25 protein-coding genes are annotated in these 25,038 nt (G+C 71.4%); 13 read left to right on the top strand and 12 right to left on the bottom strand.

Annotated elements, in window-relative coordinates; genetic code table 11:
• Positions 1 to 95: 95 nt before the first annotated feature.
• The 7 genes from BKA14_RS25025 (at position 96) to BKA14_RS25055 (ending at position 5,268) form a co-directional block, all read left to right on the top strand.
• Positions 96 to 677, top strand: coding sequence for a nucleotidyltransferase (locus BKA14_RS25025; protein ID WP_184953304.1), 582 nt, complete (start codon positions 96 to 98; stop codon positions 675 to 677).
• Between the two features lie 16 nt (positions 678 to 693).
• Positions 694 to 942, top strand: a complete 249-nt coding sequence (locus BKA14_RS25030) for a hypothetical protein (RefSeq protein ID WP_184953305.1) — start codon at positions 694 to 696, stop codon at positions 940 to 942.
• Positions 939 to 1,697, top strand: a complete 759-nt coding sequence (locus tag BKA14_RS25035; protein WP_184953306.1) for a metallophosphoesterase family protein — start codon at positions 939 to 941, stop codon at positions 1,695 to 1,697. Before BKA14_RS25030 ends, BKA14_RS25035 begins: the two co-directional genes overlap by 4 nt.
• Before the next feature lie 27 nt (positions 1,698 to 1,724).
• A complete protein-coding gene (locus tag BKA14_RS25040; protein ID WP_166661129.1) occupies positions 1,725 to 1,868 on the top strand; it encodes a GPGG-motif small membrane protein in 144 nt (47 codons plus the stop codon).
• A 170-nt stretch (positions 1,869 to 2,038) separates the two neighbouring features.
• Positions 2,039 to 2,920, top strand: coding sequence for an MHYT domain-containing protein (locus tag BKA14_RS25045; RefSeq protein WP_184953307.1), 882 nt, complete (start codon positions 2,039 to 2,041; stop codon positions 2,918 to 2,920).
• Between the two features lie 20 nt (positions 2,921 to 2,940).
• The gene (locus tag BKA14_RS25050) at positions 2,941 to 3,657 is read left to right on the top strand and encodes an HD domain-containing protein (protein ID WP_184953308.1); all 717 of its coding nucleotides are present in this window, start codon (positions 2,941 to 2,943) and stop codon (positions 3,655 to 3,657) included.
• A 9-nt stretch (positions 3,658 to 3,666) separates the two neighbouring features.
• Positions 3,667 to 5,268 (top strand): glycoside hydrolase family 13 protein, encoded by a 1,602-nt coding sequence (locus BKA14_RS25055; protein WP_184953309.1) that lies wholly within the window; start codon positions 3,667 to 3,669, stop codon positions 5,266 to 5,268.
• On the opposite strand, the gene BKA14_RS25060 is transcribed toward BKA14_RS25055, so the two are convergent.
• From BKA14_RS25060 to xylA, 3 genes are read right to left on the bottom strand one after another with little or no spacing between them, the layout of a single operon-like run.
• Positions 5,176 to 6,642, bottom strand: a complete 1,467-nt coding sequence (locus tag BKA14_RS25060) for an MFS transporter (protein WP_184953310.1) — start codon at positions 6,640 to 6,642, stop codon at positions 5,176 to 5,178. The genes BKA14_RS25055 and BKA14_RS25060 overlap by 93 nt on opposite strands.
• Positions 6,643 to 6,651: 9 nt before the next feature.
• Positions 6,652 to 8,052 carry a xylulokinase gene (gene xylB, locus BKA14_RS25065; RefSeq protein WP_184953311.1) on the bottom strand — a complete coding sequence of 467 codons (1,401 nt, stop codon included), beginning with the start codon at positions 8,050 to 8,052 and terminating at the stop codon, positions 6,652 to 6,654.
• Between the two features lie 20 nt (positions 8,053 to 8,072).
• Positions 8,073 to 9,260 (bottom strand): xylose isomerase, encoded by a 1,188-nt coding sequence (gene xylA / locus BKA14_RS25070; RefSeq protein ID WP_184953312.1) that lies wholly within the window; start codon positions 9,258 to 9,260, stop codon positions 8,073 to 8,075.
• A 73-nt stretch (positions 9,261 to 9,333) separates the two neighbouring features.
• On the opposite strand from xylA, the gene BKA14_RS25075 reads away from it, so the two are divergent.
• Positions 9,334 to 10,452: an ROK family protein gene (locus tag BKA14_RS25075; RefSeq protein WP_239093454.1), complete on the top strand. Its 1,119-nt coding sequence runs from the start codon at positions 9,334 to 9,336 to the stop codon at positions 10,450 to 10,452.
• Here BKA14_RS25075 and BKA14_RS25080 read toward each other — a convergent pair.
• The gene (locus BKA14_RS25080) at positions 10,440 to 10,919 is read right to left on the bottom strand and encodes a MarR family winged helix-turn-helix transcriptional regulator (RefSeq protein ID WP_239093456.1); all 480 of its coding nucleotides are present in this window, start codon (positions 10,917 to 10,919) and stop codon (positions 10,440 to 10,442) included. The two genes, BKA14_RS25075 and BKA14_RS25080, sit on opposite strands and share 13 nt — an antisense overlap.
• 50 nt (positions 10,920 to 10,969) lie before the next feature.
• Between BKA14_RS25080 and BKA14_RS25085 the strand changes: the two genes are divergently transcribed.
• Positions 10,970 to 12,103, top strand: coding sequence for a PP2C family protein-serine/threonine phosphatase (locus BKA14_RS25085; RefSeq protein ID WP_184953314.1), 1,134 nt, complete (start codon positions 10,970 to 10,972; stop codon positions 12,101 to 12,103).
• Between the two features lie 50 nt (positions 12,104 to 12,153).
• Here the strand turns inward: BKA14_RS25085 and BKA14_RS25090 are convergent, their stop codons facing one another.
• From BKA14_RS25090 to BKA14_RS25100, 3 genes are all read right to left on the bottom strand, one after another.
• Positions 12,154 to 13,863 (bottom strand): substrate-binding domain-containing protein, encoded by a 1,710-nt coding sequence (locus tag BKA14_RS25090; protein WP_184953315.1) that lies wholly within the window; start codon positions 13,861 to 13,863, stop codon positions 12,154 to 12,156.
• 239 nt (positions 13,864 to 14,102) lie between these two features.
• Positions 14,103 to 15,155, bottom strand: coding sequence for a lactonase family protein (locus tag BKA14_RS25095; RefSeq protein WP_184953316.1), 1,053 nt, complete (start codon positions 15,153 to 15,155; stop codon positions 14,103 to 14,105).
• A gap of 74 nt (positions 15,156 to 15,229) precedes the next feature.
• Positions 15,230 to 16,018, bottom strand: coding sequence for a hypothetical protein (locus BKA14_RS25100; protein ID WP_184953317.1), 789 nt, complete (start codon positions 16,016 to 16,018; stop codon positions 15,230 to 15,232).
• Between the two features lie 145 nt (positions 16,019 to 16,163).
• Here BKA14_RS25100 and BKA14_RS43305 point away from each other — a divergent pair, with 145 nt between their 5' ends.
• Positions 16,164 to 17,342 (top strand): AfsR/SARP family transcriptional regulator, encoded by a 1,179-nt coding sequence (locus tag BKA14_RS43305; RefSeq protein ID WP_239093458.1) that lies wholly within the window; start codon positions 16,164 to 16,166, stop codon positions 17,340 to 17,342.
• Here BKA14_RS43305 and BKA14_RS25110 read toward each other — a convergent pair.
• Genes BKA14_RS25110 through BKA14_RS25125 form a run of 4 tightly spaced genes read right to left on the bottom strand, consistent with a single transcriptional unit; the run spans position 17,322 to position 21,604 of the window.
• Positions 17,322 to 17,918 carry a GTP-binding protein gene (locus BKA14_RS25110; RefSeq protein WP_184953318.1) on the bottom strand — a complete coding sequence of 199 codons (597 nt, stop codon included), beginning with the start codon at positions 17,916 to 17,918 and terminating at the stop codon, positions 17,322 to 17,324. The two genes, BKA14_RS43305 and BKA14_RS25110, sit on opposite strands and share 21 nt — an antisense overlap.
• Complete coding sequence (locus tag BKA14_RS25115) at positions 17,899 to 18,285, bottom strand: DUF742 domain-containing protein (RefSeq protein ID WP_184953319.1); 387 nt, start codon at positions 18,283 to 18,285, stop codon at positions 17,899 to 17,901. Before BKA14_RS25115 ends, BKA14_RS25110 begins: the two co-directional genes overlap by 20 nt.
• Positions 18,275 to 18,694: a roadblock/LC7 domain-containing protein gene (locus tag BKA14_RS25120; RefSeq protein ID WP_184953320.1), complete on the bottom strand. Its 420-nt coding sequence runs from the start codon at positions 18,692 to 18,694 to the stop codon at positions 18,275 to 18,277. The genes BKA14_RS25115 and BKA14_RS25120 overlap by 11 nt, the downstream gene beginning before the upstream one ends.
• On the bottom strand, positions 18,695 to 21,604 hold the full coding sequence (locus BKA14_RS25125) for a sensor histidine kinase (RefSeq protein ID WP_184953321.1): 2,910 nt from the start codon (positions 21,602 to 21,604) through the stop codon (positions 18,695 to 18,697). It lies immediately after the preceding gene.
• 254 nt (positions 21,605 to 21,858) lie between these two features.
• Here BKA14_RS25125 and BKA14_RS25130 point away from each other — a divergent pair, with 254 nt between their 5' ends.
• Genes BKA14_RS25130 through BKA14_RS25140 form a run of 3 tightly spaced genes read left to right on the top strand, consistent with a single transcriptional unit; the run spans position 21,859 to position 24,497 of the window.
• The gene (locus tag BKA14_RS25130) at positions 21,859 to 22,524 is read left to right on the top strand and encodes a hypothetical protein (RefSeq protein ID WP_184953322.1); all 666 of its coding nucleotides are present in this window, start codon (positions 21,859 to 21,861) and stop codon (positions 22,522 to 22,524) included.
• Between the two features lie 11 nt (positions 22,525 to 22,535).
• On the top strand, positions 22,536 to 23,447 hold the full coding sequence (locus BKA14_RS25135) for a hypothetical protein (RefSeq protein ID WP_184953323.1): 912 nt from the start codon (positions 22,536 to 22,538) through the stop codon (positions 23,445 to 23,447).
• Between the two features lie 60 nt (positions 23,448 to 23,507).
• Positions 23,508 to 24,497: a helix-turn-helix transcriptional regulator gene (locus tag BKA14_RS25140; protein WP_184953324.1), complete on the top strand. Its 990-nt coding sequence runs from the start codon at positions 23,508 to 23,510 to the stop codon at positions 24,495 to 24,497.
• Here the strand turns inward: BKA14_RS25140 and BKA14_RS25145 are convergent.
• Complete coding sequence (locus tag BKA14_RS25145) at positions 24,470 to 24,979, bottom strand: hypothetical protein (protein ID WP_184953325.1); 510 nt, start codon at positions 24,977 to 24,979, stop codon at positions 24,470 to 24,472. The genes BKA14_RS25140 and BKA14_RS25145 overlap by 28 nt on opposite strands.
• Between the last annotated feature and the right edge of the window lie 59 nt (positions 24,980 to 25,038).

Raw genomic sequence — 25,038 nt, forward strand, 5'->3', positions numbered from 1 at the left:
TTGTCCGGTGACTCGCAGAGGTGGCGATTCAACGAGAGGCGGGCCGGGTAGTCGTATCCGACACCGAACCGCACACGTCGACAGGGGGAATCACCATGCCGCACCGGGTGGACGAGGGTCTGGCCGGCACGCTCAAGAAGGTCGCGTCGACCTTGAAGGGCGCCGGCATACCGTTCGCGCTCGGCGGCAGTTTCGCGGTCTACGCGCACGGCGGCCACTCCAGCGATCACGACGTCGACTTCCTGCTGCGTGAGCAGGACAAGGAGCAGGCGCTGGCCGAGCTGGCCAAGGTCGGGTTCCGCACCGAGCAGCCGCCGGAGGACTGGCTGGTCAAGGTCTACGACGAGGACCGGATGGTCGACCTCATCTATCGGCCCGTCGAGACCCCGGTGACCGACGAGACGCTCAACGACACCGAGCAGATCTCGGTCGAGGCCATCTACATGCCGGTGCTCTCGGCGACCCAGCTGATGGTGCACAAGCTCATGAGCTACAGCCAGCACTACTGCGACTTCGCGACCGGCCTGCCGGTGGCCCGCTCGCTGCGGGAACTCATCGACTGGCCCCGGGTCCGCCGCGAGACCGAGAAATCACCGTACGCCGAGGCCTTCCTGATCCTGCTGGACCGGCTGGACGTCGTGCCGTACCCGGACGGCGAGGAAGCCCTCGCAAGCTGACCACTGAGGGGTTGGGATGACCATCGACACCGATCTCGAGGCCGAGATCCAGCGCCTGCTCACCGAGCACGACCGGATAGCCGAGCAGGGCATCACCGTGCAGCGCCGCGATCACCTGATCGTGCTCGGCGGCGAAGTGGAGAGCGCACAGCGCCGCGACGAGATCTGCAAGCAGATCTCCACCCACTTCCCGGACGTGGAGATCACGTGTGACATCGGCATCACGCGGGCCCAGGCGCCCAGCGAGGTGGAGGAGATTTCATGATCCGGATCGCCGCCGTGGGCGACGTCCACGTGGACAAGGACGTGGTGGGCCGCTACCGGCCCGCCCTGGAGGAACTGCCCGACCGGGCCGACGCGCTGCTGGTGGCGGGTGACCTGACCCGCCACGGCACGCCGGAGGAGGCCCGCTGCTTCGCCAAGGAGTTCGGCGGGCTGGCCGTGCCGGTGGTGGCCGTGCTGGGCAACCACGACCACCAGAGCGACCAGCAGCAGCAGGTCACCGAGGTGCTCACCGACGCCGGGATCACCGTGCTGGAGGGTGCCGCGACCGTGCTGGAGATCCGCGGGCACCGGCTGGGCATCGCCGGCACCAAGGGCTTCGGCGGCGGGTTCGCCGGGGCCTGCGCGAGCAACTTCGGCGAGCGCGAGATGAAGGACTTCGTCGGCACGGCTGAGCGGTACGCGACCGTACTGGAAAACGCTCTGCAATCGGTGGAGTGCGACGCCCTGGTGGCGCTCACCCACTACGCCCCGGTGCCGGAAACCCTGGTCGGCGAGCCGCTGGAGATCTACGCCTTCCTCGGCTGCTATCAGCTGGGCCGGGCCATCGACTCCGCCCCGACGGCGCTCGCCCTGCACGGGCACGCCCACCACGGCTCCGAGCGCGGCCGCACGCCCGGCGGGGTGCCCGTCCGCAACGTCGCGCACCCGGTGATCAAGCAGGCGTACAACGTCTATCAGCTGCTGTCCGAAGAGGTCGACGCCACACTTGTGGGCGCCGAAGAACCAGGTTTCTGATTTTCGCGGTTCGGGTATCGGATGTTCATGGACCTAATTCTTTGGATTCTCGCAGTCATCCTGGTGGTCGCCGGTATCCTCGCGCTTTTCCGGCGGCAGCTGCTCTGGGGCATCGTGCTGATCATCGTCGGCCTCCTGGTGGGCCCCGGCGGCGTCAGCATCTTCACCTGATCGGCCCCCGCATCCCGCATCTGATCCCCCACTATCGAGAACCGGGCCACCCCAACGGGTGGCCCGGTTCCGTTTGTCCGGTCTGCCGCACTCGTCGTGCGATGCACCCCTCCGGATCGCTGACTGAATCACTTGCGGATATCCGTCGATCTTTTCCGCGAGGAGTGCCGGTGGCCGAGGTTCATCACTTCACGTACGGCGTCTTCAACCCGATCGCCGCCTTCCTGCTCGCCTTTCTGGGATCGTTCTTCGGGCTGCTGAGCACGGCCCGGGCCCGCGACGCGCGCACCCGCGGCCGTCGCAACCGCTGGCTGCTGATCGGCGCGTTCGCGATCGGAGGCGGCGCGATCTGGCTCATGCACTTCGCCGCCATGCTCGGCTTCGAGGTGCCGGCCAGCCCGGTGCGTTTCGACGTGCCGATGACCGTGGGCAGCCTGGTGCTGGCCGTCGTGGCGGTCGGCGCCGGCCTGCTGATCGTCGGGCACGGGCGGCGTACCCCGCCCAAGGTGGTTGCGGCCGGCGTGCTGACCGGCGGCGGTGTGCTCGCCATGCACTACACCGGCATGCTCGGCATGCACGTCGCGGGCGAGATGCGCTACGACCTCGCGCTGGTGGGCGCCTCGGCCGTCATCGCCGTCGTGGCCTGCACCGTCGCGTTGTGGTTCACCGTCTCGGTGCGCGGGTGGGCCCCGATCAGCGGCGCCGCGGGGATCATGGCGGTGGCGGTGTGCGGCATGCACTACACCGGGATGGCCGCCCTGTCGGTGCGCCTCGACCCGGGCCTGCCGAGCGCGGTGTCGGGGCTGCGGCCGCTCACCCTGATCGTGCCGATCACCCTGATCACCGCGGCCACGATCGTGGGGGTGGCGCTCAGCGCGCTGCAGGCGATGACCGAAGAGGAGTTCACCGACGGGGCCGGCACCCCGCGGCGCGGGGCGCACGCCGAGCCGGGCGGCAACCCCTGGTCGCTCAAGCAGGCCACGGCGGCCGCGACCGCCGCGCGCCGGCCCTCGCCCCGCCCGGTTCCGATGCGTACGCCCACCAACACCTGACGCTCCGGTACGTTCTGCGCATGGCGCCCCGGATGTTGCTGTCGATGCCGTTGCACGCGATCACCGAGGTGTACGGCGAGGCCGGCCTCCGCGAGCGGCTCCTGCTCGAACTCGAGACGTTTCCCGAGCCCGAGCGTGAGCAGTTGATCGAGGCGCTCGACCTGGCGGCCCGCCTGCACGCGGACGACCGCCGGGTGCGCGAGCCCTACCTCAACCACCTGCTCCGGGTGGCCATCAGGATCATCAAGTACTACGGCGTACGGGATGTCGACGTGCTCACCGCGGCCCTGCTGCACGACGCCGTCGAGGACCACCCGGGCGAGCTGTCCGGACTGGCCGCGGGCAGTCACGCCGAGCTGACCGAGGCGGCCGTGGCCGAACTGGCCCGGCGGTTCGGGCCGCGGGTGGCCGAACTCGTCAGCTCGGTCACCAACCCGGAGTACGACCCCGAACGCGACCGCCACGAGCAGTACCGGGCGCACGTGGCGGCCAGCCTGGAACGCGACCCGTGGGCCCGGGTGATCAAGGTCTCGGACTTCACCGACAACGGCGTGGGCGTGGTGCACACCACGCTCGACAAGGCCGTCCGGGCCGCCACGAAATACCGCCCGCTGGTGCCCAAGCTGCGTGAGCTGGTGGGACGGCCGGACACCCCGCTGTCGCTCGCGGCCAAGGACCACATCATGGATCAGCTCGACCTGGCCGAGGAGCGATTCGCCGCGATCCTCGATGACTAACGTGGTGGCATGCTCGAACGCGACGAATGGTGGCGCGACGCCGTCATCTACCAGGTCTATCCCCGCTCCTTCGCCGACAGCGACGGGGACGGGATGGGTGACCTGCCCGGCATCACCGGCCGCCTGCCGCACCTGCGCGAGCTCGGCGTCGACGCCGTCTGGCTCTCCCCGTTCTATCCCTCGCCCCAGCACGACGCCGGTTACGACGTGGCCGACTACCGCGGGGTCGACCCGCGCTTCGGCGACCTGGGCGACGCCGACAAGCTGATCGCCGAGGCGCACAACCTGGGCCTGAAGATCATCGTCGATCTGGTGCCCAACCACACCTCCAGCGAGCACGCGTGGTTCCAGGCCGCGCTGGCCGCCGCCCCGGGCAGCCCGGAGCGCGAGCGGTACATCTTCCGCGACGGGGACGAACCCCCGAACTCGTGGCAGAGCGTCTTCGGCGGCAGTGCCTGGGAGCGGACCCCGGACGGGCAGTGGTACCTGCACCTGTTCGACGTCAGCCAGCCCGACCTCAACTGGGACAACCCCGAGGTCCGGGAGGAGTTCCTGGCCATCCTCCGGTTCTGGCTCGACCGCGGCGTGGACGGTTTCCGGGTCGACGTCGCCCACGGGATGATCAAGGAAAAGAACCTGACCGACTGGACCAGCGCCAGCACGATCCTGGGCGGTCTCGACCCCGCCGGCCCGCCCCCGCCGATGTGGGACCAGGAGGGCGTGCACGAGATCTACCAGTCGTGGCGGCAGGTGCTCGACCAGTACCCCGGCGGCCGCATCCTCGTCGCCGAGGCGTGGGTGGCCCCGGCCAGCCGGCTGGCCCGCTACGTCCGCCCCGACGAGATGCACCAGGCGTTCAACTTCCCGTACCTGGAAGCGCCGTGGACACCGGCGGCGCTGCGCGCGGTCATCGACGAGTCGCTCGAGGCCAACGACGCCGTGGGCGCGCCCACCACCTGGGTACTGTCGAACCACGACGTGGTGCGGCACGCCAGCCGGCTCGGTTTCCCGGCCGGCACCCCGCGCATGCCCGGCATCGGCGCCGAGGACCCGCAGCCCGACGCCGCGCTCGGCCTGCGCCGGGCCCGGGCGGCCACGCTGCTCATGCTCGCGCTGCCCGGCTCGGCCTACCTCTATCAGGGCGAGGAGCTGGGGCTGCCCGAGCACACCACGATGCCCGACGAGTTCCGCGAGGATCCGGCCTGGGAACGGTCGGGGCACGCGGAGCGCGGGCGCGACGGCTGCCGGGTACCGCTGCCGTGGGAGGCCGACGCCCCCTCGTACGGGTTCGGTCCGGCCGAGAAGTCCTGGTTGCCTCAGCCGGCGACGTGGGCCGAGTTCGCGCTCGACCGCCAGCAGGGGGTGGCCGGCTCGACGTGGGAGCTCTATCGCAGCGCGCTGGGCCTGCGGCGCGCGCACGGTCTGGGCCGTGGCACGGTGACCTGGCAGGACGGCGCGTTCGCCTTCCGCAACGGCGACGTGCTCGTGGTGACCAACTTCGGGGCCGAGGCGGTGGAGCTACCGGCCGGCGCCCGGGTCCTGCTGAGCAGCGAGCCCCTCGACGACGACGGGCGGGTCCCCACCGACGTCACCGTCTGGGCGGCTCTCTGACCGGGCGGCCCGGCTCAGCAGGGCGGCGTGCGTGTCCTCCATGTCGCGCGCGACCGTCCTGCTGGCCAGCCAGAACATGACGCCGGTGGGCAGCCAGAACAGCTGGAAGGCGGCCAGCCCGACCGCGTAGTTGAGCGGGGGCGGGAAGGCGCCGGCCAGCCCGCGGAAGGCGGCCGCGACCATGATGTTGCCGCCCGCCCGGCCGAAGCCGTTGACCAGGTTGCCCAGGCTGTAGACAGTGCCGCGGTGCTCGGGCGGGTTGACGTCGGCGATCAGGGCGAACCAGTTGGGCGAGTTGGCCGACGTGAGCATCAGCGCGAAGATGGCGACGGCCAGGCAGAGCCCCACGGTGGGCTCGGTGAACACGTCGGCCAGGACGGCCCGGACGACCCCGCCCGTGCCGGCGCCGTCGGGCACGTCGATGCGCATCGGCACGAAGAACAGCACGATGTAGAACGGCACGGCGGCCACGACCCCGAACGCCGCCACCAGCGCCCGGCCGCGGGGCGTGCGGCGTTGCAGGCGGTCGCCCACGAGGCCGCCCAGGATGGACAGGGCGCCGCCGGCCTGGAAGAGCGTGGCGAACACGCTGCCGATCACGATCGCCGTGCCGGCCGAATAGCCCTGGTCCTCGGCGCGCGAGCGGAACAGCACCGGCAGCCACACCAGCGAACCCAGGGCGATCTGCGCGGTGCTCCCCTGCAGGATCAGCCACACGTTCGTCCGCCGGCGCAGGATCAGCGGCAGGTGGTCGTGGTGGATGCGCTCGTCGTAGTCGACGCCGGCCAGCTCCGGCTGGGAGTCGCCGCGCGGCACGTTGTAGGTGAACAGGTAGGCCGCCGTGGCCACTCCGCCCGCGATCGCGGTGATCATGAACGGCTCGCGCCAGTTGGCGTGGCCGAGCAGACCGCCGATCAGGGTGCCGGCGAGCGTGCCGACGCCCTGGGACAGGCCCCAGAAGCTCATCACGAGCCCGCGGCGCTTGGGCGAGATGAGGTCGCTGACCACGGCGAAGCTCACCGACGCGACCGCACCCAGACCGAACGCGGCGACCACCTGACTGGTCAGGAAGCTGGGATAGCTGCCGGAGAAGCCGGACCACGTCGTACCCGCGATCCAGATCAGCGTGCCGAGGATGAGCACCGGCTTGCGGTCGGTGCGATCCCCGGCGTACGCGAAACCGATGGCCGCGACCGCGCTGATCAGGAACATGATCGTGGTGGCGAGCGCGATGTGGCCCTCGCCCACCCCGAAGGCGTCGCCGATGCTGCCGTACAGCGGCGGCACCAGCCCGATCGCCACGTTGTCGAGCGAGGCGAGGACCACGAACACCACCACGCTGTACACGCGATGGGCGGTTCCTCCCCGGGTCACCTCGAAAGGTTAGCGGGGGCGATCGACGACCGCGTCCCGGGCGGCGGCGTACTGCTCGCGGATGAGCGGCACCGGCACGGCCTCGTACGTCTCGGGCTGCGCGGCCGACCACACCGGGGGCTCCTCGCCGCCGCGGGCGACCCAGGCGGCCTGCCGGGCCGCGCCGTCGGCGACGTACTCACCGGGCGGGGGCACCAGCACCGGCAGCCCGAACAGCTCGGGGGCGATGCGCCGGACCGCCTCGCTGCGGGCGCCGCCGCCGACCAGCACGATGCGGTTGGCCGTGGCGCCGTTGGCGACCAGCGCGTCCAGCCCGTCGGCGAGCGCGCACAGCATGCCCTCGACGGCGGCCCGGGCCAGGTGGGCCGGGTCGGAGGTCTTGAGCGTCAGGCCGTGGATCGCTCCGGTGGCGTCCGGGCGGTTCGGTGTGCGCTCACCCTCCAGGTACGGGATCAGGACGAGCCCATCGGCGCCGGCCGGGGCGCCCAGCGCGAGCTGGGACAGCTTGTCGTGGTCGACACCGAGCAGCTTGGTCGCGGCGTCGAGCACGCGGGCCGCGTTCAGCGTCACGACGATCGGGAGGAAACGGCCGGTGGTGTCGGCAAACCCGGCCACCGTGCCGGAGGGGTCGTTGGGCGAGACGTCGGACGAGACGAAAACCGTGCCCGACGTGCCGATCGAGACGATGACGTCGCCCGTGCCGGCGCCCGTGCCGAACGCGGCGGCCGCGTTGTCGCCGGCCCCGGGGCCGAGCGGGGCGCCGTTGGGCAGCCGGCCCGCGATGCCGGTCGGGCCGAGCACCTCGGGGGTCGCGATGAGGCGGCCGAAGCCGAGCTCGAGCAGGTCGGGGCGGTATTCGTTGGTCTTGGCCGACCAGTAGAGGGTGCCGCTGGCGTCGCTGCGATCGGTCTTGATCGTGCTGATGTCCGTCGACCCGGACAGCTTCCAGGTCAGCCAGTCGTGCGGCAGGCACACGGCCGCCACCCGCGCGGCGTTCTCCGGCTCGTGGCGGGCGAGCCAGCGCAGCTTGGTCAGGGTGAAGCTGGCGACCGGCACGATGCCGACCGCGTCGGCCCACTTGTCGCCGCCGCCGAGCTCCTGAATGAGGTCGGCGGCCGCACCGGCGCTGCGGGTGTCGTTCCACAGCAGCGCCGGGCGGACCACTTCGCCGTTCTCGTCGAGCACCACCATGCCGTGCTGCTGGCCGGCCACCGAGGCGGCGGCCACGTCGTCCAGGCCGCCGGCCTCCTCGATGGCGTGTTGCAGCGCGGCCCACCAGGCGTCCGGATGCACCTCGGTGCCCTCCGGATGGCTCGCCCGGCCCTGCCGGACCAGCGTGCCGGTCTCCGCGTCGCGGATGACCACCTTGCAGGACTGGGTGGAGCTGTCGATCCCGGCTACGAGAGTCATGTCTTCCCTTTTACTTCAGGTCAGTTGGCCCGGAGAACGTGGTCGATCATCAGCTGGTGCAGCTTGACGAAACCGTAGCCCTGAGCACCGGCCGCGTCGACGTCGAACTCCTCCCAGGCGCTCTTGTCGTTGAGCAGGTCCTGGTAGGTCTCGCCGGGGTTGAGGGTCGGGGTCTCCAGCTCGAGCACCTTGCTGGCCCGCAGCGCCTCCTGCACCACCGGGTCGGCCCGGAACTCCTGCGCGCGCTCCTTGAGCAGCAGGTACATCCGCATGTTGGCCTTGGCCGACTCCCAGACGCCGCCGATGTCCTCCGTACGGGAGGGCTTGTAGTCGAAGTGGCGAGGGCCGTCGTACTTGGGGCCGCCGCCGATCGGGCCGTTCTCCAGCAGGTCCACCAGGGAGAACGCGTTGAGCAGGTCGCCGTGGCCGAAGACCAGGTCCTGGTCGAACTTGACGCTGTGCTGGCCGTTGAGGTCGATGTGGAAGAGCTTCTTCTGCCACAGAGCCTGGGCGATGCCCTGGGTGAAGTTGAGGTTCGACATCTGCTCGTGGCCGACCTCGGGGTTGATGCCGAACAGCTCGGGCCGCTCGAGTTCGTAGGTGAACGCGATGGCGTGGCCGAGCGTGGGCAGCAGGATGTCGCCGCGGGGCTCGTTGGGCTTGGGCTCGATGGCGAAGCGCAGGCCGTAGTTCTTGTCCTCGGAGTACTGCGCGACCAGGTTGAGGCCCTCGCGGTAGCGGTCGAGCGCGGCGTTGATGTCCTTGGCCGCGTCGTACTCCGCGCCCTCGCGGCCGCCCCAGAGCACGAAGGTCTCGGCGCCCAGCTCGGCGGCCAGGTCGACCTGACGCAGCACCTTGCGCAGCGCGTAGCGCCGGACCGAGCGGTCGTTGCTGGTGAACGCGCCGTCCTTGAACACCGGGTGGCTGAAGGTGTTGGTGGTGACCATCGGGACGACGATGCCGGTCTCCTCCAGCGCCTTCTTGAAGCCGGCGAGGATGCCGTCGCGGGTCTGCGCGTCGGAGCCGAAGGGCACCAGGTCGTCGTCGTGGAAGGTCAGGCCGTACGCGCCGAGCTCGGCCAGCTTGTGCACCGCCTCGACCGGGTCGAGCACCGGGCGGGTGGCCGAACCGAACGCGTCCTGAGCCTGCCAACCGATGGTCCACAGGCCGAAGGAGAACTTGTCTTCACGGGTGGGTTGGACCGACACGGTTACCTCCACGCAACATCTCGGATTTGTTTATTGGTTGAATTATTTGGCGGCCGTGTGGCATTGTCAAGACGTGAACGGCCGCATCCTCAGTGCTTCCCGGGCTCCGGTCCGGCAATCGAGCGTGCGAGCCCACAATCTCGCGCTCGTGTTGCAGACAGTGGCGAACAGCGCAGATCGCCCATCCCGGGCGGCCATCGCGGGCCTCACCGGGCTCACCCGGGCCACCGTCTCCGCCCTGGTCGACGATCTGATCGCGGGTGGGTTGCTCACCGAGCTGGAGCCGGCCCCGCGCACGGGGGCCGGCCGTCCCGCCGCCGGCCTCGCGCTCTCGCCCGACGGCCCGGCCGGGCTCGGCCTCGAGATCAACGTCGACTATCAGGCCGCCTGCGTGGTCGACCTGGCCGGCGTCGTGCGGCACCGCTTCGTCGCGCGTGGCGACCAGCGGTTGCTGACCCCCACGGCCGCCCTCGCCGCCCTGGACGCCCTGGCCACCGAGGCCCGCGCAGCCGCCGAGGCCGAGGGGACGGTGCTGGCCGGCGCCGCGCTCGCCGTGCCGGGTCTGGTCGCGCCGGGCGGACTGGTCCGGGTCGCGCCCAACCTGGGCTGGCAGGAGGTGCGGGTGCCACCCCTGGCCGGACTGCCGGTCACCGTCGACAACGAGGCAAACTTGGCCGCGCTGGGGGAGCTGCGGGCCGACGGGGGCGAGCCCAGCTTCGTCTACGTCTCCGGCGAGATCGGCATCGGCGCCGGCATCGTGCTCGACGGCGCTCTCTATCGCGGCGGGCGCGGCTGGAGCGGCGAGATCGGGCACGTCACGGTCTATCCCGACGGGCGGCCCTGCCGCTGCGGGGCCAACGGCTGCCTGGAGCAGTACGCCGGCCAGGAGGCTGTCGCGGCCGATCCCGAGCTGGCCGCGGCCGCGCTCGGCATCGCCCTGTCGGCGGTCGTCAACCTGCTCGATCTAGGGGTGATCGTGCTCGGTGGTGGCTACGCGCCGGAGTTCGCCCGGCTGCACGAGGGCATCGAGATCGAGCTGCGCCGGCGGGTGCTGACGGCCGGGCTCGCCCCGGTGACGCTGCGCCCGGCCGCACTGGGGGCCGACGCGGCCATGCGCGGTGCCGCCGACGCGGTGCTCCGCGGCGTTCAGCAAGATCCGGCGGCGTGGCTGGCCCGCGCTCAGGCGGTCTGAGCGGACGCGGAGCCGCCGTTCTCCTCCGCCGCCGCGGCGAACTCGGTGAGCCCTCGCAGCAGGGCCGCCCGGCCACCGGAAGACATCTTTTCCAGGACGCCCGTGAGCGCGTGCCGGCGAATCTGACGCAGCTCGGCCAGCAGGGTGCGCGACGCCGGGGTGAGGTAGAGCGCGATCTCCCGCCGATCGGCCCGGCCCGGCACTCGCTCCACCATGCCCGAGGCCACCAGGCGGTCGCACAGACGGCTGGCCGAGGAGAGCAGCATGCTCAGCTCGCCCGCCAGACCGCCCAGGTTGATGCCCTCGGCGCGCTCGACGGCGAGCAGGGCGTTGAGCTGCACCGACGACAGGCGCGGCGTCACCTGTTCGCGGGCCACGTCCCACGCGAGCAGCAAAGCTTTCGCGGCGTCGTCGATCGCCGCGGCATGCATGGGGTCAGGCCCGTCCGGCCCATGGTGAACGGCCATGGTGCAGCAGAGACTACTCGTACGGCCGCGTCTGTTCGAGGAGGTCTTCATTGATCGACAGGCTACTGGCGGTTCGGCGGATTCTCACCGACGCGGCCGCGGACGCCGTTCCGGACCGCCTGGCCGAGGGACTGGCCAAGGAGTACGGAGTCGTCCGAACCGAGTTGTACCTGGTGGACTACCGTTTGGCGGCCCTCGTGCCGGTCTTCGGATCCGACGATCGCACCCGTCCGGGCGACCCCGCCTGGCGCTGCTTCGACCACCAGTCCGAAGTGCACGCGGATGATGTGATCTTCGTACCGGTCACCGTGCGCGGGGAACGGATCGGGGTGCTCGCCTGCGCGCCGGCGCCCGACGACGACCGCACGGCGGCCGAACTGGCCGAGATCGGGGTCGCGCTGGCCCACGAGCTGCAGTCGGCCCGGGCCGGCACCGACCGCTACCAGGCGATCGCCCGGACGCGCAGGCTCACGCTGGCCGCCGAGATGCAGTGGGAGCTGCTGCCGGCGCGCAGCCGCACGCGCCCGGCGTTCGGCCTGGCCGGGCAGCTCGAACCGTCGTACGACGTACGGGGGGACAGTTTCGACTGGGCCGACGAGGACGACCGCCTGTCGCTGGCCGTGCTCAACGGCATGGGCCAGGGCGTGTCGGCCTCCCTGCTGACCGCGCTGGCCACCTACGCCCTGCGCAACGCCCGCCGGGCCGGGATCCCGCTGGCCGATCAGGCCGCGCTGGCCGACCAGGCCATCTTCGCCGAGCATCGGGGCGCGAGCCACGTGTCGGCCCTGCTGCTCGACCTCGACCTGGCCACCGGTGAGGTGGAGGCGGTCGACGCGGGTTCGCCCCGGCTCCTGCTGCTGCGCGACGGCGAGGTGCAAGCGCAGACGCTGAGCAAGGAGTTCCCGCTCGGCATGTTCGAGGAGACCGACTACCAGGTGCAACGCTTCCGGCTCGAGCCCGGCGACCGGCTGATGCTGGTGAGCGACGGGGTCTACGACGCGGTGGCGGCGACCGGGCGTTACGGGGACGCCGCGCTGGCCCGGTTCGTGCGGCGCACCGGGGCGCTGGTGCCGTTGCAGGCCGTCCGCTCGCTGCTGGGTGACCTGCGGGCCTTCGTGGGCGACGCCGAGCTCGAGGACGACGCCGTCGCCGTCTGCCTGGACTGGTACGGGCCGCGCAACTGATCGGGGCCGCCACCTCGCGGTGACGGCCCCGATCGGTACGACGCGACGGATCAGCTGCCGGCGGCGCCGGTGCGGCGGCCGATGGCCTCGACGAAGATCGTGCTCATCTTGGCCGGGTCCTTGGTCACGAAGACGCCGCCCGCCGGGGTCTCCCGCACGGCCTCCTCGAGCTCGTTCCGGTCGACCTGGTCACCGATGCCGATGATGACCAGACGCACCGGCTCCTTCGGATCGTTGAGCTGCTTGAGCTGCGCCTTCAGCTGGTCAATCTTGATCTTGCTGCCTTCGTCCTTGCCGTCGGTGAAGAGGATGACGGAGTTGACCTTGCCGGGCTCCCACGTCCTCTTCACCTCCTTGTACGCGGCCAGAACCGTGTCATAGAGGCCGGTGTCGCCGTCCTCCTTGGGCACGATCTGGCTGATCGAGTCCTGCAGCTGGGGCCGGCCCGAGGCCAGCGGGGTGATCGGCACGATCTCCTTCCACGGCCTGCTGCCGACCATGTCCGTCGAGAACAGCCACACGCCGACGGCCCACTTCTCGCTGAACATGCTCAGACCGGCGGCCGCCGCCTTGCGGGTCACCGCGGCCCGGGTCTGGTCGTTCGCCGTCGGGACCTTGGTGTTCATCGAGCCCGAGACGTCGAAGACCGCGAGCACCCGGCCCGGCTGTGTGATGGCGGTCCAGCTGCCGATCACCTGGCTCAGCGCGCTGGCGTCGAAGCCGGCCGCGGCCGTGCCGCCGTTCTCACCGTTGCCGCCGACCTCGTTGCTGGCGGGCGGGGACGCGTCGGGCGCACCCAGCGGCCGGGCGAAGCCGGAGCCGAACGAACCGTCGGGCGCGCGCAGGCCGGCCGCACCCAGGGCGTTCTTGAACGTGCCGCTGGACAGCTGGGCCCGCAGCCCCGCGGCCGCCTGCTGCTTGGGCAGGTCGGTCTCGGGCATGACGGCGAACGGGTAGTCGAGCGGCATCGGGCTGGGCTCGAGGTAGAGCCCGGCCAGCGGCACCGGCGGCTTGGCGGCGTTGTAGGCCACCACGTTCTGCTCGGAGATCGGCGCCGCACTGAGGCTGCTGCCGATGTCGGTCGGGTCGGCCGAGCGGGGGAAGTTCTCGATCAGCTCGTCCCGCAGGTTGGAGGCCTTGGTGGCCAGCCGCTGCAGGGCCTGGACCTTGGTCTGCTGACCCTTGTCACCGGCGCCGGCCGCCTGGCCCAGCGCGAGCAGCCCGGACAGGCCGGCCGCGTCCCGCTGCGGGTTGGCGATGCCCGTGTTGAGCCGCGTGTTCTTCATGATCTGCGGGAGCAGCTGCGCCCAGCCCAGCTTCTCGTTCGGCCAGCCCATGGTCTTGGCGACCGGTTCCGGCATGGCCAGCACGACCGGGCTCTGCGCGATCGGCTTGCTGTCGGAGGGCACGAAGCCGGGGGCCTCGGACTTGAGGCGCAGGATCCAGGTCGAGGAGTCGGGGATCCACAGGTCGGGCACCTTGACGGCCTGGGCCGCGGTGCCGACACCGGCCAGCTGCACCTTGTGCTCGCCGGCCACGGCGGCGGCCATCGTCGCGGAGTTGACGTCCTCGACGGCGACGGCGACACAGGTGCCGTCGACGTTGGCCCCGTCCTGCACCCAGCGTTGCGCGACCTGGTCGATCGCGGGCGCGATCTCGGGAGTCGCGGCGACGGTCAACCGGATGGAACCGGAGCAGCTGTCGTCGGAAAGCTGCTGATATCCGAAGTAGGACCCCGCCACTACGACGACTATTGCCATCGCAGCTCCGACGATGCCCGCTCCTCTGAGATTGAAGTTTCTACGATGGCGGCCTGACACGCGCTCCATAGTGCGCATCTGCGTACCCGAATGCCATATACGTTCGGGCGAAAGTTACTCGGATTGGAATTCTTGGCATCATGCGTTACTGGGCGTGGTGGTGTCATCTCGATCAGTGGTGGCCTGTGCCGGATTTGTCCCCGGCTCCGCGATGATCACCATCTATCCCGCTCTGGGCGTTACCTGCCCTCGACAACGCTCCAGCGCAGCAGGCATGTCGGGGTGGGCTCGGCGGCGGACGCAGCCGGAGCCACGGGCACGCCGGTCTCGGGGTCGATCCGGAGTGTCGTCACGCTCCGTGATCGCTGGTTGGTTACGTAGAGGTGATCCCCGACCAGGATCATGTGGCGTGGCCAGTCACCTCCGGCAGGCGTCTCGGCCACCAGGGTCGCCGCCGCGCCGTCCCAGGCGAAGGTCGTCACCGTGTTGGGACCACGGTTCGCGACGTAGACGAAACGGCCGTCGGGCCGCACCACGACCTCGGACGGGTAGTTCTCCCCCTCGGCCGTCGTGGTCGCCGCCCGCCCGGCCAGGTCCAGAGACCCGTCGGCGCCGGGCCGCCACCAGGTCAGCTCGCCGGAGAGCTCGCCCACCACGAACAAGGCGCCGTCGGGCGAGAAGCGGACGTGCCGCGGGCCGGTGCCGGGCGGGGCGGAGACCGCGGGCGCGAGCAGCGTCAGCCGGCCCGCGACCGGGTCGAGCCGGGCCCGCCACACCTTGTCGGAGCCGAGGTCGGCGATCAGCACCTCGTCACGCAGCGGGAACACCATGTGCGCGTGCGGGCCGGCCTGACGGTCGGCCACCGGGCCACTGCCGGTGAGCGTCAGCAGGTCGGTGCGCTCGCCGGGGGCGCCGTCGGCGTCGAGCGGGAAGACCGCGACCGACCCGGTGCCGTAGTTGGCGACCAGCAGGTGCCGGCCGTCGCCGGTGACCGCGAGGTGGGCCGGGTCGCTGCCGCCGGTGGGGCGGCTCGCCAGCGGTGTGAGGTCACCGGCGGCATCGACCGTGAAGGCACTGACCGTGCCGTCGGGGTCGAGCTCGTTCACGGCGTAGAGGACCGGCAGAGCCGGGTGCCGGGTCAGGAACGACGGGCTCGGGGTCCGGGCCACGACGCCCGACCGGGTCAGCTCGCCGGTCGCGGGATCGCGCCGCAGCCGGACGATGCCCTCGCCGTCACCACCCTTGTCCGCCGTGTAGCCACCGACGAAGACCAACTCATCACTCGCGCCCATGGGGCTGATCTCATCACACCCGGTGGCCGGGGCGCGGACCCCCGTCGGTCCCGCGCCCCGGCCCCGCCGCCCCATCAGCTGTTCAGCAGGTCGTAGACGACCGGGGTGGCCTTCATCTGCTCGGCCGCCGTCGGTGCGACAGGCGTCTTCGTCGTGCCGAAGCCGGTGTAGCGGACGTGATAGGTCGCGGCCTTCGCCTTGCCGGCCGCCGGGATCTTGACGAGCAGCGACGTCAGACGACCGTCGCTGTCGACGTCGGCCTCGAACGGCACCGCCTTGGCCTTCGGGCCGAGCGCCTTCAACCGCGCGTCGGTCACGATCTCGGCCTCGGTCGAGGCGGTGAGGTCGGTGGTGCCGGTGTAGTGACCGTCGCCCGTCCCGGTCACGGCGGCCGCGCCCCGCAGCACCAGCGCCGCGTAGCCGGGATCGGTGTCACCGTCGTAGCCGGACGGCGCGACCTCCGGGTCCTTCACCTTGGCCGGGTCGACGACCAGCCACTTGCGCGGCACCGCGGGCAGACCCGGCACCTTCGCCGGCTTGAACAGGATCTTCATCCAGGCTTTGTCCCGGACGGTGAGCGCATACATGGTCATCGAGAAGCCGGCGTCCGGCTCGGTGTGCACGACCTGCACCCGGAAGGTCTCGCGGGGGGCGTCGAGGACACCGGAGATCGGCGTGACCCCACCCTTGACGTCGAAGGTGAAGGCGGGTGTCTTCATGTCCGGGACGGCCCGGAGGAGTTGTTCGCCCGGCGTGATCGCCGGCGCGGTGGTCCCCGTGGGGGCGCCCGCCTTGCCGACCAGGGCGCAACCGGTGGTCGTGGTGAGGACAACAAGGACGGTGATTCCAGCGAAGCGCTTCATGACGGTGTCTCTCTTCTTCCGTGGCGGGGCACTGGAGAACACGCTGCCGGGCGTCGCTGCCATCGGCCTGCGGCTATGCTGCTGCCGCTGCCGTCGCGCTTCCGTTTCACTGTTTGCGCAGGTCGGCGCTTCGGGGGGAGTTGGCGTGCGGTTCGAGATGCTCGGCGAGTTGCGGGTGCTGCGCGACGGGGTGCCGGCCGACCTCGGCCCGGCCAAGCAGCGCGCCGTGCTCGCCGTCCTGCTGGTCAACGCCGGCCGGGCGGTGCCGACCCAGCAGATCGTCGACGCGGTCTGGGGCGAAGAGCCGCCCGAGAACGGGGCGAACGTCGTGCAGAAGCACATCGCCGGGCTGCGCCGGGTGCTCGATCCCGACCGGGCGCCGCGCACGCCGGGCGAGCTCGTGGCGCTCACCCCGGCCGGCTACGTGCTCCGCCTCGACGGACACACCGTGGACGCCCACGAATTCACCGCGGCGGCCACTCGCGCCCCGACGGCCGAGCTCGTGCGGGCCGGTCTGATGTTGTGGCGGGGCGAGGCCCTGGCCGGGCTGACCGGGCCGTTCTTCGACTCGGCGCGGGCCCGCCTGGCCGAGATACACGCGACCGCGTGGGAGCGCTGGGCCGAGCTCGAACTCGGGCGCGGGCGCGACGCCGCGCTGGTGCCCGAGCTGGCCCGGCTGGTCGAGCAGTTCCCGCTGCGCGAGGGACTGCGGGCGCATCTGATGATCGCGCTGTCCCGCAGCGGGCGGCAGGCCGAGGCCCTGGCCGCTTTCCGCAGCGCCCGGGACTACCTGGTCGAGCAGTTCGGCACCGAGCCGGGTGAGCTGCTGCAGGAGACGCACCGGCGCGTGCTGCGGGGCGATCAGGCGCCGCTGCCGCCGCCTCTTCTGCCGGCAGCCGTATCCGAGCCGGCCCAGGTGGTCGCCGACGAGCCACCGGTGCGCTTGCGGATCCCGTACGTGGAAGTGCTCTTCGCCGTGCTCACGCCGCTGGTCACCTTCGCCACCGGCGCGTGGATCTACTTCGTGTACGCGGCGGCGCACCACCGCGAGCGGCGGCTGTTCGTGGCGGCCGGGGTGTACGCCGGCCTGCTGGTGACCGCGTTCGTGTTCATGGCCGTCGATCCTTCGCCGCTCGACGACGGCGACGCCGTCAGCGGGGCCGAGGCGGCCGGCATCTCGATCTGGCTGGGGACCGCGCTGGTGGCCGCCATCCACGGCGCAGTCGTCGCCACGCACCAGGCCGGCGTGGCCGCACTGGCCGCCGTGTCACAGCGACGCACCGGGCCGGAGCCGGATGGCCGCTCAGTGCGCGGCGGCCGCTAGCTGACGACGGGCGACGTATTCGACCAGCTCGATCAGCACGTTGCGGGCGCCGGTGGGCTCGCGGGCGTCGAACAGCACGACCGGCACACCCGAGTCGAGGTCGAGCGCGCGGCCCACGGCCTCGGCGCCGAAACGCTGTTCGGACTCGAAGCAGTTGACCGCGACGACGAACGGGGTGCCGCGCTGCTCGAAGTAGTCGATCGAGGGGAAGCAGTCGGCCAGCCGGCGCGTGTCGGCCAGCACCACGGCGCCCAGCGCGCCCTGCGACAGCTCGTCCCAGAGGAACCAGAATCTGTCCTGCCCGGGCGTGCCGAACAGATAGAGCTGCAGGTCCTCGGTGATGGTGATGCGGCCGAAGTCCATCGTCACGGTCGTGGTGGTCTTGCCCTCCACGCCGCCGGTGTCGTCGGCGCCCTCGGCCCCGGTGAGCACCTCTTCGGTCTGCAGCGGGCGGATCTCGCTGACCGAGCCGACCATCGTGGTCTTCCCGGCGCCGAATCCACCGGCAATCAGGATCTTGAGCGCGACCGGGATGCGCGACGACGCGCCGTTGCGGTCAGAGCGCACGGAGTCCATTGACAACCGCCTTGAGTACGTCGACATCGTGCGGCTGGGACGCCGCCGGGGGTTCGTACAGCGAAATGAGTCCCGCCGAGCGTAGATCACCCAGCAATACCCGGACGACCCCGATCGACAAGTCGAGGGCCGAGGCCAGCTCGACGACGGAGATCGGCTCCCAGGACGCGGCCACGATCGCGTGGTGCTCGGGCTGCAGCCCGGCGTCCTGCGGGTGCTCCCCGGCGATGGCGACCACGAACGCGACCAGGTCGAACTCGCCGCCCTCGGGGGCCACCCGGCCCTGGGTCATCGCGTAGGGGCGCACGACCGGGCCGGCGTCGTGGTCGAGCCAGTCGTGCGCGGCCCGCGGTGAATCAGCCTGCATCGGGCATCGCGGCGGAGCGCCCAGGGGCGCTCATGTTCTGGCCGACCCGGGTGACGAGCATGGCCATCTCGTACGCGATCAGGCCCAGATCGGCGTCGGCCGAGGCCAGCACGGTCAGGCACGCGCCCTGGCCGGCCGCCGTGACGAAGAGGAACGCGTCCTCCATCTCGACCACTGTCTGACGCACCGGGCCGGCCCGGAAATGCCGGCTCGCGCCCTTGGCCAGGCTCTGGAAACCGGCGGCCATGGCCGACAGGTGCTCGGCGTCCTCGCGGGCCAGCCCGGCCGACGCTCCCATGAGGAGACCGTCGGCGGAGAGCACCACTGCCTGCTGCGCCGTGGGCACCCGCTCCACCAGGTCGTCGAGGAGCCAGGTGAGGTGGGCGCGCTGGTTGGTCGTCTGAGTCACTTATGCGTCCTTTTCCGGCCTGGTCACGTCTTCGCCGGAGGATGATCGCCCGCCGTTGGCCGCATCCTCGTTCGCTTTGTCGTCCCGCGCGAGCGCCAGGTTCACGATCGCCGGGAAACTGACGGTAGCCGCATCTGCAAAAGATCCGGCGCTCGCCGGACCGGCAATGCCCGTGTCGTCCGCATTAGACCGATCTTCATTTGCAGATTTGGCACCTGTATGACGTTCACCACCGCGAGCACTCTCGCCGCCAGCGGTGGAATTGTTACTTGGAGTGAACGCCCCACCCGACTCAAGGTAACGACTGGCGTCAATGCGGCCGCGAGTGGTGCCCAGCTGCAGCGCGCTCATGATGCTGCGCACCTGCTCCGGCGAGCGCAGCTGGGCCTCGGGCTCGGCCGGCGGCTCACCGGCCGGGCGGCGCAGCTGCGGCACCAAGTTGGCCTGACGCACCCGGCGGGGCAGACCGTCCTCAGTGGTCTCCCCGGGCGCGGGTGGGGGCATCGGAGCCCCGGCCGGTGGTGGCATCGGAGCCCCGGCCGGCGCCGAGTTCCGCGGCACCGAGCGGGGCGCCGGGATACGGGGCCGCTGCGGCTCCGCCCGCTGCGGCGTAGCGGGCGCCGCGTTCAGCGCCTCCAGCTCCGCCCGCACCGGGCCCAGGTCGGCCACCGGCACGGTCGCCTCCGGGTCGGCTGCCGGTTCGGCCGGGCGGCGCACGCGCCGGCGCTGGACCAGCCCCTCCTCGCTCAGCCCCTCGGCCACCGAGCTGGGCGCCGGGCCGCTGCGAAGCGCGGGCTCACGATGCTGGCTGCCGGTGACCACACCCCGTACGGGCTGGTGGGTCTCGGGGCCAGGAAGCGCGGTGCCGTTGATGATCGGCTGACCGGACGCGGTGACCTGCCGCAGTTCCTCGCCGCCCTGCCACTGCAACGCGGCCAGCGACGGCGAGGCGTCGCTGCGGCCCGAACCGACCAGCGGGCGCTCCCCCGTCGACCCGCCCTCGGGCAGCTCCGCGACCGGACCGGCGGCGACGATCAGATCGGCCGGCACCAGCACTATCGCGGTCACCCCGGCGAACGCGGACGCCCGCAGCGAAACCCGGATGCCGTGCCGGTGGGCCAGCTGGGCCACCACGAACAGGCCCAGGCGGGCGCTGTCGGCCGGATCGAACTCGGGCGGCTCGGCGAGACGGCGGTTCGCCTCGTCGATCGCCTCCGCGGTCATGCCGAGGCCGCGGTCCTCGATCTCGATGCCGTACCCGTGCGGCAGCACCTGACCGGTGACCTGCACCCGGGTATGCGGCGGGGAGAACGAGGCCGCGTTCTCCAGCAGCTCGGCCAGCAGGTGGATGACGTCGCCGACCGCGCGGCCCAGCACCGAGGACGACGCGACCGAGCGGATGTCGACGCGCTTGTAGTCCTCGACCTCGCTGATCGCGCCGCGCACGACGTCGATCACCGGCACCGGGTTGCGCCAGCCGCGGCCGGGCGCGGCGCCGGCCAGGATCACCAGGTCCTCCGCGTGGCGGCGCATGCGGGTGGCCAGGTGGTCGACGCGGTAGAGGTCCTCCAGCTCCTGCGGCTCGGTCTCGCGGCGCTCCATGCGGTCGAGCAGCGCGAGCTGGCGGTGCAGCAGGGTCTGGCTGCGCCGGGCGATGTTGAGGAAGACCTCGTTGAGCCCGCGCCGGACGTTCGCCTCCTCCACCGCCGATTGCAGGGCCGTGCGCTGGACCTCGTTGAACGCGTGGCCCAGCTGGCCGATCTCGTCGTGCCCGTACTCCAGGGGCGGGGTCTCGACGTCGACGTCGACCTCCTCGCCGCGCTGCAACCGGCGGACCACGGTGGGCAGCCGCTCGGCGGCCATCTCACGGGCCTCGCCGTGCAGGCGGCGCAGACGGCCGACGATCGAGCGGCCGACCCGCACCGAGAGGTAGAGCGAGAAGGCCAGCGCGCCGAGGCCGAGGATGCCGGCCAGCCCCAGGCGCAGCAGCACCCGCTCGGCGACCGGGCGGGCCCGATCGGTGAGCGCGTCGGTCGCCGCGATCTCGAACGCCCGCAGCTCCTGGGCGACGGCCACGTACGACGGGCGGAACTCGGCGCTGCTCACCGGCGTGGCGGTGCCGTCGCGGCTCTGCTGCACCAGCTGGTCGAGCAGGCTGTCCAGGCGGTCGAAGGCGGTGCCGCCGCTGAGGTCGTTGTACGCCGCGCGGTCGCTCTCGGCCATGTCCTCGACGCCGCGGGCCAGCAGGAAGCGGGCGGTGCCGACGTCCTGGATGAGCTGGCCGCGCAGCTCGGGGGTGAACCGGCCGGCTGCCGTGGCCCCGCCGACCAGCGCGTCGACCCGGCTCAGGTATTCCTGGCCCTGACCGACAGTCGTCAGCGCCCGCAGCTCACCGTCGATCCGCTGGTCGTTGAAGGTGGCGGTGGCCGCGAACGTCTGGAAACCGGCGGTGATCACACTGTTGAACAGGTTCTGCGCGCCGAGCTCGTCCATCGACCGCTTGTCGATGTGGACCCGGTTGCCGGTCAGGCTGTCCAGCTGCACCAGGAAGTCGTCGATCCGCTCGCGCAGCGGGCCGCTCGTGGCGCCCCGGGCGTCGTCCCCCTCGGCCAGCCGGCGGAACTCGGCGATCTGCTTGTCGGTGGCGCTGCGCTGGTCGAGCAGGGACTGCGTGACCGGGCCGGTGGCAGCCAGATATTCGACGCTGAACAGTCGCTCGCGCTGCAGCTGGCCGACCAGCTCGATGCCGGGGTTGCCCACGTTGTCCAGCACCGTACGGGCGGACAGCAGGTTGAACGCCGGTCCGGCGGTGAGCGCCGTCGCGAAGAGCCACAGTGCCAGCAGGGCCGTCAACGGGACGGCCACCAACACGATGATCTTCGAACGGATCGACCAGTAACGCTTTTTCATCAGGCTCCGCTCGTGTGCGTACGCCGGGAGAATACGTAAAGACTTCGGAGCGAGCCACCACGACGGCGTACCTAAAAACTGGCTTAAGTCCTTTTTAACCGGTGAGATCGGCACGGCCCGGCCGGTCATGCTTACGACACTGTGATCAGGTGGTTACCGAGAGCAGCTCAAGATCGGGCGAAACCGAACCCTGCGGAGGGGATTGACGACACCTGGTGGATGGGAATACCGGGGGGCGGATAAGAGGAGGCCCCATGTCCACCACAGCCACGATCATTCTGATCGTCGTCATCCTGGTTGTGATCGCCGCGGTCGTGTTCGGCGTCCAGGCGGTACGGCGCAAGCAACTGCAGAACACCTTCGGACCGGAGTACGACCGGGTGGTCGCCGACGCCGGGAGCCGCACGGAGGCCGAGAAGGAACTTCGCGAGCGCGAGAAGAGGCACGCCTCGCTCGAGCTGAAGCCGCTCTCCCCCGAGGCGCAGAACACGTACGCGGCGAACTGGGAAGAAGTGCAGATCCAGTTCGTGGACAACCCGTCGGAAGCCGTCACCGCGGCCGACGACCTGGTCACCCGCCTGATCGCCGAGCGCGGCTACCCCACCGGCGAGTACGACGAGCGGCTGGCCAACCTCTCGGTCGAGCACGCCCGCACGCTCGAGCACTACCGCAAGGCGCACGAGATCAGCCGGCGCAACAGCGCGGGCGACGCCAACACCGAGGATCTGCGGCAGGCCCTGGTCCACTACCGGGCCCTCTTCGCCGACCTGCTCGGAACCGACCCGGTGCCGTCGATCGGTACTACGTCGCCGGCTCCGGCTGGTAGTACTACTTCCGCGTCCACTTCGGACGCGCCGGTCCCGGCCCCCCGCACGGCCCCCGACGACACCGAGTCCCCCACCCGCGACACCCGCCGCTAGGAGCCACCGCGATGAAGTTCTTCTCGAACGAGAAAGAGAACGAGACCCAGACCGATCCCGACCGCACCCAGCCTGTCGTCGTGCCGCCGCAGCGGGCCGGGTCGCCGTGGAGCGACGCGCCGCGCGACGGGGCCGACCACGGCGACCGCGGCCCGGAGCGCCGTGACGACGCCGACCGGGCCGACGTCACGGACCGCTCCGACCTCGCTGACCGCGCCGACCCGGCCGACCGCTCCGACCGTGATCAGGAGCAGGTCACGAAGACGACGACGTACGGGCCGGACGGCTCGGTCGTCGAGGACACGACCTACAAGGCCACGCACACCGACGTCCCCGCGGCCGACCGCCCGCAGGACTCGCCGGTCGACCTGCCGCTCACCGACGAACCCGCGGGCAAGTCGCCGGAGGACGCCGCGCTCAAGGACGACGGCAGCTTCGACGGCCCCAAGGCGGTGGACCCGACGACCGGCCGGTCGCTCGACGACACTCGCGATGAGGGCGCTCGCGGCGACGACACGCTGAAGGACGACGGCACCTTCGACAGCCCCCAGGCCGTCGACCCGGCCACCGGCAAGACGCTCGACGGCGAGGAGTCCCAGCCCTCCGCCGAGCCCACTCCCGCGGTCGCGGCGGCCGCCGTTCCGGCCACCCCCGCCAAGCCCGCCGCCCCGACCGGCGACCGGCTGCTCGCGGACGGCGACACCTTCACCGAGCGCTTCCGCGAGATCCAGCTGCGCTTCGTCGACGAGCCCAAGGCGGCCACCGCCGAGGCCGCCGAGCTGGTCGGGGAGGCGGTCGACAAGCTGACCAGCGCCCTCAAGGCGCAGCGGGACAGCCTGGGCGGCAACGCCGACGACACCGAGAAGCTGCGGGTCGAGCTGCGCGCGTACCGGGACATCATCAACCGCCTGACCGCGCTCTGATCAGCTGCAACCCAAAGGGGGAGCCACCGGCTCCCCCTTTTCGGCGTTAGCGTTCGAACCGTGCGCGCCGACCGTCTGCTCTCGCTCCTGCTGCTGTTGCAGACCCGTGGGCGCATGACGGCGCAGGAGCTGGCCGGCGAACTCGAGGTCTCGGTACGCACGGTCTACCGCGACGTCGAGTCGCTCGGGGCGGCGGGCGTGCCGGTCTACGCCGACCGCGGACCGGCCGGCGGCTACCAGCTGCTCGACGGCTACCGGACCCGGCTCACCGGTCTGACCTCCGACGAGGCCGGCACCCTGTTCCTGGCCGGCGTGCCCGGGCCCGCCGCCGAGCTCGGCCTGGGCTCGGTGCTGGCCGCGGCGCAGCTCAAACTGCGGGCGTCGCTGCCGGGCGACCTGGCCGACCGGGCCGACCGCGTACGGGAAAGGTTTCATCTCGACGCACCCGGGTGGTTCCGCGCCGACGAGCCGACCCCCTATCTGTCAGTCGCGGCCGAGGCGGTGTGGAGCGGGCGGGTGCTCGAAGTTCGCTACCGCCGCTGGAAGACGCCGCGCGAGGTCACCCGTACGCTGCATCCGCTGGGGGTCGTGCTCAAGGCCGGGCGGTGGTATCTGGTGGCCGCCGCGGGGACACGGACCACTGCCTACCGGGTGGCCGCCATCCTGGAGGCGGAGTTACAAGACGAGCCCGCGGAGCGTCCGGCCGGGTTCGAGCTGGCCGAATTCTGGCGCCAATGGACCGAGCGTTACGAGCAGAGCGTCTACACCGCGACGGCCACCGTACGGATGACGGCGGAGGCGCTGACCCGGATGGCGTACGTCTTCCCGCCCGAGATGTCGCGGGTCGCACGGGCCGAGGCCGGGCCGCCCGACGAGACGGGTTGGCTGGTCACCCGGGTGCCCATCGAGTCGATCCGGCACGGACACATCGAGCTGCTCAAACTGGGCGCCGAGGCCGAGGTGCTCGACCCGCCCGAGCTGCGGGAACAATTCGCCGCGACGGCCCGCGGGCTGGCCGCGACCTACTTGGCCGAACGCTCGCCGACGTAACCCGGGTGGCTGCCGCTCGCCTCGGGCTCGTCGTCACCGGGCGGCGACGGCGGAACCGTCTCGTCGTCGATCGGCGGCTCCGTCGTCTCGGTGGGCTCGCTGGTCGGCTCCGTCGTGGACTCGGTCGGCGGATCGCTCGGCGTCGAGGTCGTCGCCGTGGGTTCGGTCGACGGCGAGGTGGTGGACGGCGACGGCTCGGGTTCGGCGCTGGCACTGGGCGACGGCTCGGCCGAGGGCGACGTGGTCAGCGGGATGATGTGGCCGCGGGGCTCGGTGGCCGGGTTCGTGTCGGCCTGCTCGCCCGCACCGGAGCCGCCCAGCAGGTCCTGCCCGGTCTTCTCGGCGGCGCCCTGCTCGCTCACCACGGGCGGGCGGGCCGGACTGCCACCACCGACCGCGCCGAGCTGGACGCCCATCCACAGTGCGGGGCCGAGCCCGACCGCGACTATCGCGCCGAACAGCGCCAATGGCCCCCGGTCCATGTCTGGCCTCCCCGCCTCACTGGGATCTTCCCCCGACTCCCGACACATCTCTACCCGTT

The organism is Paractinoplanes abujensis (assembly GCF_014204895.1).
GTDB classification, from domain to species: domain Bacteria; phylum Actinomycetota; class Actinomycetes; order Mycobacteriales; family Micromonosporaceae; genus Actinoplanes; species Actinoplanes abujensis.

Coding starts and splice junctions, on each gene's coding strand:
- BKA14_RS25100 (WP_184953317.1), bottom strand. CDS start 16,018: ATGAAGCGCTTCGCTGGAATCACCGTCCTTGTTGTCCTCACCACGACC.
- xylB (WP_184953311.1), bottom strand. CDS start 8,052: ATGACTCTCGTAGCCGGGATCGACAGCTCCACCCAGTCCTGCAAGGTG.
- BKA14_RS25080 (WP_239093456.1), bottom strand. CDS start 10,919: ATGGCCGTTCACCATGGGCCGGACGGGCCTGACCCCATGCATGCCGCG.
- BKA14_RS25055 (WP_184953309.1), top strand. CDS start 3,667: ATGCTCGAACGCGACGAATGGTGGCGCGACGCCGTCATCTACCAGGTC.
- BKA14_RS25035 (WP_184953306.1), top strand. CDS start 939: ATGATCCGGATCGCCGCCGTGGGCGACGTCCACGTGGACAAGGACGTG.
- BKA14_RS25110 (WP_184953318.1), bottom strand. CDS start 17,918: ATGGACTCCGTGCGCTCTGACCGCAACGGCGCGTCGTCGCGCATCCCG.
- BKA14_RS25145 (WP_184953325.1), bottom strand. CDS start 24,979: ATGGACCGGGGGCCATTGGCGCTGTTCGGCGCGATAGTCGCGGTCGGG.
- BKA14_RS25125 (WP_184953321.1), bottom strand. CDS start 21,604: ATGAAAAAGCGTTACTGGTCGATCCGTTCGAAGATCATCGTGTTGGTG.
- BKA14_RS25025 (WP_184953304.1), top strand. CDS start 96: ATGCCGCACCGGGTGGACGAGGGTCTGGCCGGCACGCTCAAGAAGGTC.
- BKA14_RS25130 (WP_184953322.1), top strand. CDS start 21,859: ATGTCCACCACAGCCACGATCATTCTGATCGTCGTCATCCTGGTTGTG.
- BKA14_RS25095 (WP_184953316.1), bottom strand. CDS start 15,155: ATGGGCGCGAGTGATGAGTTGGTCTTCGTCGGTGGCTACACGGCGGAC.
- BKA14_RS25090 (WP_184953315.1), bottom strand. CDS start 13,863: ATGGCAATAGTCGTCGTAGTGGCGGGGTCCTACTTCGGATATCAGCAG.
- BKA14_RS25135 (WP_184953323.1), top strand. CDS start 22,536: ATGAAGTTCTTCTCGAACGAGAAAGAGAACGAGACCCAGACCGATCCC.
- BKA14_RS25040 (WP_166661129.1), top strand. CDS start 1,725: ATGGACCTAATTCTTTGGATTCTCGCAGTCATCCTGGTGGTCGCCGGT.
- BKA14_RS25115 (WP_184953319.1), bottom strand. CDS start 18,285: ATGCAGGCTGATTCACCGCGGGCCGCGCACGACTGGCTCGACCACGAC.
- BKA14_RS25050 (WP_184953308.1), top strand. CDS start 2,941: ATGGCGCCCCGGATGTTGCTGTCGATGCCGTTGCACGCGATCACCGAG.
- BKA14_RS25030 (WP_184953305.1), top strand. CDS start 694: ATGACCATCGACACCGATCTCGAGGCCGAGATCCAGCGCCTGCTCACC.